The organism is Promicromonospora sp. NPDC059942, from assembly GCF_042731755.1.
GTDB lineage: Bacteria > Actinomycetota > Actinomycetes > Actinomycetales > Cellulomonadaceae > Promicromonospora.
This window is the reverse complement of sequence record NZ_JBHWLR010000039.1, coordinates 3,738-17,038: the sequence shown is the minus strand read 5'-3', so window position 1 is coordinate 17,038 and position 13,301 is coordinate 3,738. Positions and strand designations below refer to the sequence as shown.

Genomic DNA, 13,301 nt, shown 5'->3' with positions numbered 1-13,301 from the left:
GCCTGGCCCGGCGCCTCGCGGACGAACCCCGGCGTCGTGAGCGCCTGCTCGGCGATGTGCTCCCACGCCTTCGCGCCCGACTCCTCGAAGAGCTCGTGGGCGCCGAGCAGGTGCGCGGCGGCGTCGCCGGGCAGGCCCAGCCGGGCGAAGGAGCGGGCGGCGACCAGCTCCGTGAGGCCCCGCTCGAACGTCGAGCCCACGCGCAGCGACGCCTCCACCGCGCGCTCGCGCGCCCGGTTCACGCCGGACGCGTCGGCGAGCGCGAGCTCGGCGCGCGCCAGGTCGAGCCGACGGCGCCGCATGGGCCCGCCCGAGAAGCCGCCGCCCGACATGCCGGGTCCGGCGAGACCCGGTCCGGCGTGGCCGGAGACCGGGTGCCCGGTTCCGGCGTGGCCGGTCGCGGTGGGATAGCCGCCGCCCGGGTCGGAGCCCACGGACGGCAGCACGCGGAGCCGCAGCCGCTCGTGCGAGCGGCGCGCGGCCCGGTCCTGCCCGGCGAGCACCAGCAGCTCCACCGGGTCGGGCGTGGGCAGCCAGAGGCGGCGCAGCTCGTCGCCGCCGCGCTCGGCGGCGAGCCCGAGCAGGGTCGCGGCCTCCACCCAGCGCCCGTCGAAGACGGCGGTCTGGGCCCGGTCGCCGAGCGTGGCCGCCCGCACCACCGGCGCGACCTGGCCGGGCACCGACGCCTCCAGCGCGGTGGTAGCCCGCCGCAGGTGCCCGTCCCGGACGAGGTCGAGGCGGCGCGCGAGCGCGATCCCGAGCCCGCCGAAGGCAAGGGCCACGGGCAGGCGTTCGACGGCGTCGTCGAGCACCGAGGCCGCCTCGGTGATGTTGCCGAGCCGCAGCGCCAGGTACGACTGCGCCACCCGGAGGTGCGCCTCGGCGAGCGGGGTCAGGGCCTCGTCCGGCCCGTCGAACCACCAGCCCGGCTGGCGTGCCGGGGCCAGCTCGGCCACCTCCGACAGGATCGCGGCGGCCTCCCCGGGCGCGCCGTCGAGCAGCCGGATCGTCTTGCGGGCGGCGGCGATCGCCGCGCGGTCGGGTCCGGCGGCGTCCTCGGGGACGACGGCGTCGGGCCGGCCGTCCAGGAGGGCCAGCGCGACGCCGAGCGAGCGGGCGGCGTCGGGCGCGCCGGCCGCGGACGAGCCGGCGTCCGAGGGGCTGGTCGCGCGGCGGAGGTACACGACGGCGTCGTGCACGTGCCCCGCCCACAGGGCCGCCCGCCCGGCCACCGCGAAGGCGCGCGACCGCACCCGGTCGGTGCCGTGGCTCGCGGCCTCGCGCGCCACCTCGTGCGCGCGGTGGACGTCGCCGCGCGCGAGGTGCTGCTCGGCGAGCTCGACCAGGCCGTCCGCGAGCAGCGGGTCGCCCGCGAGCGTGCTCAGGGCCGTGTGCCACATCGCGATGAGCGGCTCGTCGGCCTTGCGGTGCACCTCGGCCAGCGCGACGTGGGCCGCGGTGCGGGAGGCGAGGTCGGCGTCGTCGTGCACCACGGACCGGATGCGCGGATGGTGGAAGCGGAACCGGCCGCCCACGAGATGGAGGTGGCGGCCGGCGGGGCCGGCCATGAGGGTGTCGATGTCTGTGCCCGACGCGGCGAGCAACAGCTCGGTGCGGTCCACGACGGCGACTGCGGCGACGAGCAGCACACGGCGTGCGTCGTCGTCGAGGCCGAGCGGGCCTACGGCCTCGCGGACCGCACGTGCGGCAGGCAGCGGGTCCGGCATCAGCGCCGTCCCGACCAGATGCTCCTCGTCGAGCATCCGTGCTGTCTGGTCCACACATCCAGGTTCGTCACCCACCACGCGCGTGAGCTCGCACGCGACGTGAGGGGCCACGGTGCGGTCACCGAGGGGGAGCGGAAAAACGACTTGCTGCGGCAGCGCGGTCATCGTCGAGCCTCCCGGATTCGTTCACGGTGCTCGCAAGTATGACCTCCACACGTTTCACCCGCATCAACCTGGGCGTGCGACTTTTGCTGCGATACGGCCCCGGTCCTGGGATCCTGCCCCACCTCGTGCCGTCCGGGTACCCGATACCGCACGAACTTGTTTCGGTGGCGAAGGTTTCACACCGAAACAACCCGGCGTCGACCGCCCCGTATCACTACGTAGTCCCACCGTGTGGAATCCCCTTATTTCCCGTTAACGCAGGTTTCCTTACTTTTAACGGAGCATGACCAGCGCGACCACCGTTGCCGGATCGACGACCGGACCAGAGAGGGAAGACGATGGACTCGACGTACCAACCGCTATCAGGTGCCAGTAAGACCACCCGACGAATACTTGCGGGGGTGGCCGCGCTCGCGGTGGCAGCCTCGGCCGCCGTGGCGGGCGTGGGCCTGCGGGACGCGAACGCGGCCGAGGCCGGGACCGCGGCGAGCACCTCGGCCATCAACGGCTTCCGCAGCGTCGGCTACTTCACGCAGTGGGGCGTGTACGGCCGCGGCTACCAGGTCAAGCAGCTCGACACGTCCGGCGTGGCCGACGAGCTGACCCACATCAACTACGCCTTCGCCAACATCCACCACCAGAACCTCGAGTGCTTCGAGGCCAACAAGGCGCAGGGCGAGGGCCCCAACGGGTCCGACGGCGCGGGCGACGCCTGGGCCGACTACGGCATGGGCTACACGGCGGCCACCTCGGTCTCGGGCGCCGCCGACACGTGGGACCAGCCCCTGGCCGGCTCCTTCAACCAGCTCAAGCAGCTCAAGGCCAAGCACCCGGACCTCAAGGTCCTGATGTCGATCGGCGGCTGGACCTGGTCCAAGAACTTCTCGCTGGCGGCGGCGACGGACGCCTCGCGCCAGAAGTTCGTCTCCAGCTGCGTCAACATGTTCATCAAGGGCAACCTGCCGGTGATCGACGGCCGTGGCGGCACCGGTGCCGCGGCGGGCGTCTTCGACGGGTTCGACATCGACTGGGAGTGGCCCGGCTCGCAGAACGGCAACGTGGGCAACCACGTCGACGAGGCCAACGACGCGCGCAACTTCAAGCTGCTGCTCGCCGAGTTCCGTGAGCAGCTCGACGCCCTCGGCGCGACGACGGGCAAGGACTACGAGCTCTCGGCGTTCCTGCCCGCCAACCCGGCCGACGTCGAGGACGGCGGCTGGAACGACCCCGAGGTCTTCGACTACCTCGACTTCGGCAACGTCCAGGGCTACGACCTGCACGGGGCCTGGGACCCGGCGCTCACCGGCCACCAGGGCAACCTCTACCACGACCCCGCCGACCCGCGGGAGGAGGCCCGGCAGTTCAGCGCGGACCTCGCCGTGCGGACCTACACCGACGCCGGGATCGACCCCGCGCAGCTCGGCCTCGGCCTCGCGATGTACGGTCGCGGCTGGACCGGTGCGACGTCGTCCGCGGCGTGGGGCACCGCGACCGGAGCCGCCCCCGGCCAGTGGGAGGCCGGCATCAACGACTACGACGTGATCAAGAACGTGGGCACCGGGTACTACGACGCGAACCTCGGCGCCGCCTGGCGGCACGACGGCAACACGTGGTGGTCCTACGACAACGACCAGTCGGTCGCCAAGAAGGCGCAGTACATCCGGTCCGAGGGGCTCGGCGGCGCCATGTGGTGGGACCTGTCGGGTGACCGGTCCGGCGCGCTGACCGGGGCGCTGTGGAACGTGCTCGGTTCCGGGACCCCGGGTCCCGTGGAGGGCGGCGGCGGTCCGACCGACCCGACCGACCCGCCGACCGACCCGCCCACGGACCCGCCGACCGACCCGCCGGGCGAGGCCTGCGCCTCGGCCGCCTGGAGCGCCTCCGCCGTCTACGTGGGCGGCAACACCGTCTCGCACGGCGACCACGAGTGGCGCGCCAAGTGGTGGACCCAGGGCGAGACGCCCGGGACCACGGGCGAGTGGGGCGTGTGGCAGGACCTGGGGGCCTGCTGACCTGAGGCACGCTGACGGAGAACCCCGGCGGGACGTCCCGCCGGGGTTCTCCTGTGTCCGGGGGTGCAAGGAACCCGGCACCCACGACAGAGTGAGGTCGTGGACGACAGCCCCGGCGCCCCGCACGACGAACCGCCGCAGCACGACGAGGCCTGGTTCGGCGCGCTCTTCGACGCGCACTCGCGCGCCCTCTACTCCTACTTCGTGCGCCGGCTGCCCGACGGCGGCCGCACCTCCGACGCCGAGGACCTCGCCGCCGAGGTGCTCGCCACCGCGTGGCGGCGGCGCGACGACGTGCCCGACGCCGCGGCGCTGCCCTGGCTCTACCGCACCGCCGGCTACGTGCTGGCGAACCACCGGCGCAAGATGCGCGCCCTGCCGGTCGCGATCGTTCCCGACGAGCCCGACGACGTGGACCCCGCGACGCTCGCCGTCGACGACGACGCCGTGCGCCAGGTGCTGTCCCGGCTGTCCGCGCGTGACCGGCGCATCCTCCTGCTCGTCGCGTGGGACGGCCTGTCGGGCGATGACCTCGCCCAGGTGCTGGGTGTCTCCCGTGGCGGCGCCGACGCCGCGCTGTCCCGGGCCCGGGCCCGCCTGCGCGACGCGTGGGACGCGCACGAGCAAGCGGTGGACGCATGAGCACATGTAGCGGGTGTGGACGGCGCGCAGCCGGGCACGGCACGGAGGGACAGCGATGAACGAGCACCAGCGGCCGGAGGACCCGGCGTTCGACCGTCTGACGGCGGCGGACCCCGCGAGGCGTGCGCCCGACCCGGTCGAGGGCGTGCTCCGGGCCAAGGTCGACGCGCTGATCTCCGGGTCGGGCGCTGGGTCCGGGTCCGGTGCCGGCTCCGGGTCGTGGCGGGAGGCCGCCGGCCGGGAGCCCGCCGGGACGACGCGCGTGGACGAGGTCGCCGTGCGGCGGCACCGCCGTCGGACGCCGTGGCTGGTCGCCGCCGCCGTGGCGGGCATCGTCGCGGCGGGCGGCGGCGGTTACCTGGCGGGCGAGTCCGGGCTGGAGATGGTCACCACGGCGCAGGACGTCGGCGCGGCGCCCGAGTCCGGGGCCGACGCCGGGTCCGGCGAGGCGGAGTCCCGGACGGAGGACGGGCCGACCGCGGTCCTGGGCGCGCCGGAGGAGGGCACGACCGAGGGGGTGCGGCCGCTCGACGCGGGCGGCGACCTGGTCTCCGCGACGCGGCTCGTGTTCCACGCGGGCGTGGGGCTCACGGACACGCCGCGGACGGCGGAGGTGCGCTCGGCCGACGGCGCGAGCCTCGGCACGTACCCGGTGGTCAGCGAGGAGGCGGCCGTGGAGCGCCTGGGCGACCCGCGGTTCGCGCCGGCGGCGCGCGGGGCCGGGCAGTCGGGGTCGGACGGCGACGCCGCCGCGAAGGCGCCCGCCCCGGGCGGACCGATCGCGTGGCCCGTGGAGGACGTCACGATCGTCTCGGCGGACCTCACCGAGGTGCGCTACACCCTGCCGGACGGCGCCGTGCTGATCGTCCCCGCGTACCACCTGGCGGACGCCGCGGGCGGCAGCTGGACCGTCCTCGCGGTGGACGAGGAGCTGCTCGACTTCACGCCGTGACGCGACTGCCCGGCGGGCGTCGTAGGGTCGGGCACGCAGGGACCCGTCCGAGGTCACAACGCGATCTTCAAGGAGTGCACCATGCCAGCACGTACCGCTCGCACCGCCTGGAACGGCACCTTCCAGGACGGGAAGGGCCAGGTCGAGCTCTCGTCGTCCGGCGTCGGCACGTACGACGTGTCGTTCCCGGCGCGCGCCGCCGAGGAGGCGAACGGGGTCACGAGCCCCGAGGAGCTCCTCGCCGCCTCGCACTCGTCCTGCTACACGATGGCCTTCACGAACGAGCTGGGCCAGGCCGGCGCCACGCCGGAGCAGATCGAGGTCTCGGCCGTGGTCACGCTCGGCCCGGACCCGGCCGGCGGGCTCTACATCAGCAAGAGCGCCCTGACCGTGCGTGGTTTCGCGTCCGGCATCGACGAGGCGGGCTTCAAGGCGGCCGCCGAGGCCGCCAAGGTCGGCTGCCCCATCTCGAAGGCGCTGACCGGCGTCGGCCAGATCACGCTCGACGTCACCTTCGAAGGCTGATCAGCGCGTTCACGGGCGCGCCACGCGCCCGTGAACGCCTGACGCGATCTGCCGCCCCGTGGTGCGAGAATCGCGGGGTGCCACCTCAGACCCACGACGACGCCCGACCGCTGAACGGCATGAACGACAAGGGCCACACCGCCGACGACGCCGAGGCTGCCCGCACCGCGCGCGAGCAGGCCGAGGCCCGCGCCGCCGAGGACGCGGAGCGCCGCCACGCCGAGAGCGAGGAGCGGCGCAAGGCCGCGCGCCGGGAGGCGGACCACGCCGCGGAGGCCGCCCGCGAGGCGGTCGCCGACGCGCTGCGCACCGTCGTGAACGGCGCCGTCGACATCAGCACGCGCCGCCGCGCGGAGTACTCCACGGACGCGTCGAACTACCGCGTGGTCCCGGAGGGCGTCGTCTTCCCGGAGAGCACCGACGACGTCGTCGCGGCCCTCGGGGCGCTGCGCGAGCTGGCGGTCCCGGTCACGGCGCGCGGCGCCGGCACGTCGGTCGCGGGCAACTCCGTGGGACCCGGCGTCGTGCTCGACCTGGGCAGGCACCTGAACCAGGTGCTCGCGGTCGACCCGGAGCGCGGCACCGCCCGCGTGCAGCCGGGCACGATCATGTCCACCCTCCAGGCGGCGGCCAGGCCGCACGGGCTGCGGTTCGGCCCCGACCCGAGCACGCAGAACCGGGCCACGCTCGGCGGCATGATCGGCAACAACGCCTGCGGCCCCCACGCGGTCGCGTACGGGCGCACGGCCGACAACGTCCTCTCGCTCGACGTGGTCGACGGCGCCGGTCGGCGGTTCACCGCGGGCTCGGGCGACCCGGAGTTCGCCGACGTGCCCGGCCTCAAGGAGCTGGTCCGGGAGAACCTCGCGCTGATCCGCACCGAGTTCGGCCGGTTCGGCCGGCAGGTGTCGGGCTACTCGCTGGAGCACCTCCTGCCCGAGAACGGGTCGAACCTCGCCCGCGCGCTCGTGGGCACGGAGGGCACGCTCGTCACCGTCCTGGAGGCGGAGCTCAACCTGGTCGAGGTGCCGGGCGCGCCCACGCTCGTCGTCCTCGGCTACCCGGACATGGCCACGGCCGCCGACGACGTCCCGCGGCTCCTGGACCACAAGCCGCTCGCCATCGAGGGGCTCGACGCGCGCCTGGTCGACGTCGTGCGGCGCGCCAAGGGTGCCATGTCGGTGCCGCCGCTGCCCGGTGCGGGCGACCCGAACGTCACGGGCTGGCTCATGATCGAGGTCGGCGGCTCGTCGCAGGCCGAGGCGCTGGGCCGGGCGGACGCGATCGTCGCGGCGTCGACGGCGCTCGACTCCGCCGTCCTGCCCGCCGGGCCGGACGCCACCAAGATGTGGCAGATCCGGGCCGACGGCGCCGGGCTCGCCGGCCGCACGCCCGCCGGGGAGCAGGCGTGGCCCGGCTGGGAGGACTCGGCGGTGCCGCCCGAGAAACTCGGGCCCTACCTGCGCGACCTCCAGGCGCTGATGGACCGGTACGGCGTGGACGGGCTGCCCTACGGGCACTTCGGCGACGGCTGCGTGCACCTGCGCATCGACATCCCGCTGGAGACGTCGGGCTCGGTGCTGCGCACCTTCATGACGGAGGCCGCGGAGCTCGTGGCCCGGTACGGCGGGTCGCTGTCCGGCGAGCACGGCGACGGCCGGGCCCGCTCGGAGCTGCTGCCCCTGATCTACTCGCCCGAGGCCATCGCCCTGATGGAGCGGTTCAAGGCCCTGTTCGACCCGAAGGACCTGCTCAACCCGGGCGTCGTCGTGCGGCCGCGGGCCGTGGACGACGACCTGCGCCGCCCGGCCGCCGCGGCCGTGCGCACCAAGCTGCCGCTGGTCGGCAAGGGCTCGGGGCACGGTGTGCGGCGCAAGTCCGGGTACGAGGGGTTCTCGTTCGCGCACGACCACAACGACCTGACCACGGCCGTGCACCGCTGCGTGGGCGTGGGCAAGTGTCGCGCCGACAACTCGGCGGCCGGCGGGTTCATGTGCCCCAGCTACCAGGCGACCAAGGACGAGAAGGACGTGACGCGCGGGCGGGCCCGCGTGCTGCAGGAGGCCGTGAACGGCACCCTCGTCGGCGGCCTCGCCGCGCCCGAGGTCCGCGAGTCGCTGGACCTGTGCCTGTCGTGCAAGGCCTGCTCCAGCGACTGCCCCGCGGGTGTGGACATGGCGCAGTACAAGTCGGAGGTCCTGTACCGGACCTACCGCGGCAAGCTGCGGCCCGTGGACCACTACGCCCTGGGCTGGCTGCCGCGCTGGGCCCGCCTCGCGGGCGCCGTCCCCGAGCTGGTCAACGCCCTGCTGGGCGTGAAGTGGATCGGCAAGGCGGTGCTGTGGGCGGGCGGCATGGACACCCGCCGGTCGATGCCGAAGTTCGCCGAGGTGCCGTTCCGCCAGTGGTGGGCGCGCGGCGGCGCGACGCACGGCGTGCCGGGGCTGCCGGTCACGGGCGAGCCGGGGCGCGAGGGCAGGACGGCGGCGCGGCTCGCGACCAAGCCCAAGGTGGTCCTGTGGACCGACTCGTTCAGCGACGCGCTCTCGCCCACGGTCCCGCAGGCGGCCCTGAAGGTGCTGACCTCCGCGGGGTTCGACGTCATCGTGCCCGACGAGCAGGCCTGCTGCGGCCTGACCTGGATCTCGACCGGCCAGCTCGACGGTGCCCGGCGCCGGCTGCTCAAGCTGCTGGAGGTGCTGGGGCCGTACGCGGTGAACGGCATCCCGATCATGGGGCTGGAGCCGTCCTGCACCGCGGTGCTGCGCTCCGACCTGATCGACCTGTTCCCGGACGACCCGCGCGCGCAGGCCGTGGCCCGCATGACGCGGACGGCGGCGGAGCTGCTGACCTCGGACGACACCCCGGACGAGTGGGAGATGCCGTCGCTGGCCGACGTCTCGGCCGTGGTGCAGCCGCACTGCCACCAGCACTCCGTGATGGGGTACGAGGCGGACCAGGCGCTGCTGGAGCAGGGCGGCGCGCAGATCGAGGTGCTGGCGGGCTGCTGCGGCCTGGCCGGCAACTTCGGCATGCAGAAGGGGCACTACGAGACGTCGGTGGCGGTCGCGGAGAACGCGCTGCTGCCCGCCCTGCGCGACGCCGCCCCGGGCACCACCTACCTGGCCGACGGGTTCTCCTGCCGCACCCAGGCGCTCGACCTCATGGGCGTCGAGGGCAAGTCGCTGCTGGAGGTCATCGCCGACCGGCTGTAGGCGCTACTCCAGCCACTCCGTCTCGAAGCGGTCGTTCGCGTGGATGTGCACCGCCTCGTAGAGGTCCGCGCCGAGGGTCCGGAACTTGTGCGGCACCATCGCCTCGACCACGAGGATCTGGCCGCCCACGGCCTCGAACTCCTTGCCGTCCACGGTGAACAGGGCCCGGCCGGACCGGATCACGAACGTCTCGGAGTAGGGGTGCCGGTGCAGCCGGGGGCCGGTGCCGTCCTGGGCCACCTTCTCGAAGATGACCGACACCTCGGACCCGTGGAGGTAACCCTCGAAGTTCCCGTACGGCAGCGTCGCCTGCTCGATCGCCTGAAGAGTCATGCCCCCAGGCTGGCGCGCACGCCGCCGCACGGCAACCAGTTTCGTGGGACGCCGAACGTAGGCCTGGTCGCACTCTGAGCGGCCATGGAGCGACTGTGCCTACGTTCGCCGCCGCCGCCGCCGTCGCCGCGGGGCAGAATGCGGGCATGGAGTTTCAGGACGTCGTGCGCACCAGGCGGATGCACCGCAAGTTCACCGCCGAACCCGTCCCGGTGGAGGCCGTGGACCGGATCACCCGCAACGCCGTCCGCGCCCCGAGCGCGGGGTTCAGCCAGGGCTGGGCGTTCGTGGTGCTCGAGACGCCCGAGGACCGTGACCGGTTCTGGGCGGCGTCCACCCCGGACGACTCGGAGCGGGACATGTCGGCCTGGCTCGACGGGATGCGCACCGCCCCCGTGATCGTGCTGGCGCTCGCGTCCAAGGCCGCCTACCTCCGGCGGTACGCCGAGAAGGACAAGGGCTGGGAAGACCTCGACGAGGCCCGCTGGCCCGTCCCGTTCTGGCACGTCGACGTCGGCATGGCGTCCCTGCTCATGCTGCAGACCGCCGTCGACGAGGGGCTGGGCGCCTGCTTCTTCGGCGTCCAGCCGGCGCAGGTCCCGGCGGTCCGGGTCGAGCTCGGCATCCCGGAGGAGTTCGAGATCACCGGCGTCGTCGCCGTCGGGCACCCGGCCGACGGCGGGGCGAAGGGCTCGCCCACCCGCCGCCGGCGCAAGCCCCTCGACGAGGTGGTGCACCGCGGCGGGTGGTGACCCGGCGTCACTCCGGCCGACGTCACACGGGCCGGCGTCACGCCGCGTCGAGCCGGGCCCGCACGTCGTCGTCGAGCACCAGGTCCACCGCGCCGAGCGCCTCGTCGAGCTGCGCCACGCTGCTCGCGCCGAACACGGGGACCACCGGCACCTCGCCGCCCAGGAGCCACGCGAGCGCCACCTGGTTGGGCGTCGCGCCGAGCTCGGCGGCCACGGCACGGAGCTCGGCGATCCGGGCGCGGGACCCCGCGTGGTCGGCGCCGTCGTAGAACGGCTTGTCGTCGCGCGTGAACACGCCCTGGTGCAGCGGCGAGTACGCCATGACCGTGAGCCCCGGGCGGCCGTCCGTGCCCGTGGACCGGGCGTAGTCGAGCAGCTCGGGTGAGGCCCAGTTGGTCCGGATCGGCTGCGGGCGCGGGTACAGGTAGCTGTGGCACTGCTGCACCGCGCCGTACGGTGCCACGCCCAGCCGCGCGGCGGTCTCCCGCGCCTCGACGACCCGCCACAGCGCGACGTTCGAGATGCCCGGGATCCCCACGACGCCCTCGTCGACCAGCTTGCCGAACGCGCCGACCGTCTCCTCCAGCGGCGTGTCCCGGTCGTCCACGTGCCCGTACAGCAGGTCGATGTGGTCCAGGCCCAGGTGGCGCAGGCTCTCGCGCGCCTCCCGGTCGATCGTCGCGGCGCCCAGGCCCTGGTAGTTGGTGGGCGGCGTGCCCGACAGCGGCAGGGCCGGGTCCTTCTTGGCCGCGCCCAGCTTGGTCGCGATCCGCAGCTCGTCGCGGTTGCCCCGCGCGGCGAGCCAGCGGCCGAGCACGTCCTCGGAGTCGCGCCCGTACCCCTCGCCCCAGGAGTTGTAGTTGTTGGCCGTGTCGAGGAACGTGCCCCCGGCCTCGACGAACCGGTCCAGGATCGCGAACGACGTCTCCTCGTCCGTCCGGGTGCCCATCCACATCGTGCCCAGGCACAGCGTCGACACCTCGAACGACGTGTGCCCGTTGTCCAGCGTGCGGTACCGCATGTCAGCTCCTTCGGCGGCTCTCTTCCCGGGCTCCTGCCCGGCACGCACCACGCTAGGGAGAGATCGGTCTGGTGCTACGGTCCAATGCCATGGCCCCGGACCAGACCAATTCTGCCGACGTGCTGATCGCGCCGGCCCCCGGTCCGGGCGCGCTGCGACACCGGCTGGAGGAGGCGATCCTCGGCGACATCGCCTCCGGCCGCCTGGCCCCCGGCACGGCGCTGCCGCCCAGCCGCACGCTCGCCGACGCCCTCGGCATCTCGCGGTGGGTGGTCACGGAGGCGTACGGGCACCTGGTGGGCAAGGGGGTGCTGGAGGCGCGCACCGGGTCGGCGACGCGGGTCGCGGCGGTCGCGCCGGTGGCCGTGCCCGACGGCGCCGCGCGGCGGGTCGCCCCCGCTCCCCGGCTGGAGCGCGCCCCCGACCGCGCGACGCACGACCTCGCCCCCGGCGTGCCCGACCTGCGGCACGTGCCGCGCGACGCCTGGCTGCGCGCGGCCCGCGAGGCGCTCGCGGGGGCGACCAACCAGGACCTGGGCGCTCAGCCGCCCGCCGGGCACCCCGCTGCCCGCGCGGCGGTGGCGACCCACCTGCGGCGCTCCCGGATCGTGTCCGGGCCCGACGACGCCGTGGTGCTCACCCGGGGCGCCGCCGACGGCATGTCCCGGATCGCGGCCGCCCTCGCCACGGCGGGCCACACGCACCTGCTCGTCGAGGACCCGAGCTGGGCCGCGCTGCGTGACGCCGCCGCCGCCGCGGGCCTCACCCCGGTGCCCGTCCCGGTGGACGACGCCGGGATCTCGCCCGGGCGGCTGCGCGCCGAGGCCGCCCGCACCGGGGCCCGGGCCGCGTTGCTCACCCCGGCGCACCAGTTCCCGCTGGGCGCGGCCCTCCCGGACGAGCGGCGCGCGGCGCTGCTCGACTGGGCGCGCGAGGTGGACGGGCTGCTGATCGAGGACGACTACGACGCCGAGTTCCGCTACGACCGCCGGCCCGTGCCCGCCCTCCAGGGGCTCGACCCGGACCGGGTGCTGCTGCTCGGATCGACGAGCAAGACGCTGGCCCCGGCGTTCGGCATCGGCTGGATGGTGGTCCCGCAGCGCTGGCGCGCCCCGGTGCTGGACGTGTCCGTGCGGCGCGGGCCGGCGCCCGGACCTGCGACGCTGGACCAGCTCACGCTCGCCCGGTTCGTCGGGGACGGCGCCTACGCGCGGTACCTGCGCGCTGCCCGCGCCCGGTACGCCCGACGCCGGGCCGCGCTGCTGACCGCTCTGGAGCGCGAGCTGCCCGGCGCGCGGATCGGCGGGATCGCGGCCGGGATGCACGTGACGGTGGACCTGGCCGGGGTGCGGGTCGGGCCGGCCGGGGCGGGCGGGGACGACGCTGCTGTCGTGGACGGGCGGGACGGGGTCGACGCCGCCGCCGCGGACTTTGCTGCTCTCGACGCCGCCGCCGTCGTGCGCGAGGGGGCGGCCCGGGACGTCGCGCTGGTCGACCTGCGGCGGTACCAGGCGGCGCCGTCGGCTCGCTCGACCGTGCTTGTCGTCGGCTACGGGAACCTGGCCGACGCGCGGCTGCCGGCGGCGATCCGGGGCCTGCGCGCGGCGGTCGAGGCGGCTTCGGCGGAGGCTGCGGGTGCCGGGGCCGGGGCCGCGCGTGCCGGGCCTACGGGTGCCGCGGCCGGCTCGGTCGGCTGACTCGCGGCCTACAGCAACCCGGGCACCTGCGCGCCGACGGCGGCCCGCACCTCGTCCGGGAGCTGCGACCAGTCGTCGGCGGTGTCCAGGTCGACGGCGGTGCCGGGCCGGTCCACGACCGACACGGCCAGCCCGTGGGCCGCGGCCTCGGCAAGGTGTGCTTCCAGCGACCCGACTCCGAACCGGAACCGGAACTCCCCTTTGAGGCCCGGGGTTTTTTTTTTTTTCTCTTTTTGCAGGGGGGAAAACAAAGACCCAAA

At 74.7% G+C, this 13,301-nt stretch carries 9 protein-coding genes and 1 pseudogene; 7 read left to right on the top strand and 3 right to left on the bottom strand.

Annotated elements, in window-relative coordinates; translation table 11 throughout:
• A pseudogene (locus ACFV9Q_RS28740) lies at window positions 1–1,781 on the bottom strand (hypothetical protein); the annotation flags it as partial.
• 512 nt (window positions 1,782–2,293) lie between these two features.
• Between ACFV9Q_RS28740 and ACFV9Q_RS28735 the strand changes: the two are divergent.
• From ACFV9Q_RS28735 to ACFV9Q_RS28715, 5 genes are all read left to right on the top strand, one after another.
• A complete protein-coding gene (locus tag ACFV9Q_RS28735) occupies window positions 2,294–3,904 on the top strand; it encodes a glycosyl hydrolase family 18 protein (protein WP_377228328.1) in 1,611 nt (536 codons plus the stop codon).
• Window positions 3,905–4,003: 99 nt separating this feature from the next.
• Window positions 4,004–4,546: an RNA polymerase sigma factor gene (locus ACFV9Q_RS28730; RefSeq protein ID WP_377237241.1), complete on the top strand. Its 543-nt coding sequence runs from the start codon at window positions 4,004–4,006 to the stop codon at window positions 4,544–4,546.
• A 55-nt stretch (window positions 4,547–4,601) separates the two neighbouring features.
• Window positions 4,602–5,498, top strand: coding sequence for a hypothetical protein (locus ACFV9Q_RS28725; protein ID WP_377237240.1), 897 nt, complete (start codon window positions 4,602–4,604; stop codon window positions 5,496–5,498).
• A gap of 81 nt (window positions 5,499–5,579) precedes the next feature.
• Complete coding sequence (locus ACFV9Q_RS28720; RefSeq protein WP_377228325.1) at window positions 5,580–6,023, top strand: OsmC family peroxiredoxin; 444 nt, start codon at window positions 5,580–5,582, stop codon at window positions 6,021–6,023.
• A 119-nt stretch (window positions 6,024–6,142) separates the two neighbouring features.
• Window positions 6,143–9,238 carry an FAD-binding and (Fe-S)-binding domain-containing protein gene (locus tag ACFV9Q_RS28715; protein ID WP_377237243.1) on the top strand — a complete coding sequence of 1,032 codons (3,096 nt, stop codon included), beginning with the start codon at window positions 6,143–6,145 and terminating at the stop codon, window positions 9,236–9,238.
• Between the two features lie 3 nt (window positions 9,239–9,241).
• Here the strand turns inward: ACFV9Q_RS28715 and ACFV9Q_RS28710 are convergent, their stop codons facing one another.
• Window positions 9,242–9,571: a cupin domain-containing protein gene (locus ACFV9Q_RS28710; protein WP_020017913.1), complete on the bottom strand. Its 330-nt coding sequence runs from the start codon at window positions 9,569–9,571 to the stop codon at window positions 9,242–9,244.
• Between the two features lie 146 nt (window positions 9,572–9,717).
• Between ACFV9Q_RS28710 and ACFV9Q_RS28705 the strand changes: the two genes are divergently transcribed.
• Entirely contained in the window at window positions 9,718–10,323 is a 606-nt protein-coding gene (locus tag ACFV9Q_RS28705; protein WP_377237242.1) for a nitroreductase family protein, read from the top strand.
• Window positions 10,324–10,360: 37 nt separating this feature from the next.
• On the opposite strand, the gene ACFV9Q_RS28700 is transcribed toward ACFV9Q_RS28705, so the two are convergent.
• Entirely contained in the window at window positions 10,361–11,344 is a 984-nt protein-coding gene (locus ACFV9Q_RS28700) for an aldo/keto reductase (RefSeq protein WP_377237239.1), read from the bottom strand.
• 89 nt (window positions 11,345–11,433) lie between these two features.
• On the opposite strand from ACFV9Q_RS28700, the gene ACFV9Q_RS28695 reads away from it, so the two are divergent.
• Window positions 11,434–13,041 (top strand): PLP-dependent aminotransferase family protein, encoded by a 1,608-nt coding sequence (locus ACFV9Q_RS28695; RefSeq protein WP_377237238.1) that lies wholly within the window; start codon window positions 11,434–11,436, stop codon window positions 13,039–13,041.
• Window positions 13,042–13,301 lie beyond the last annotated feature (260 nt).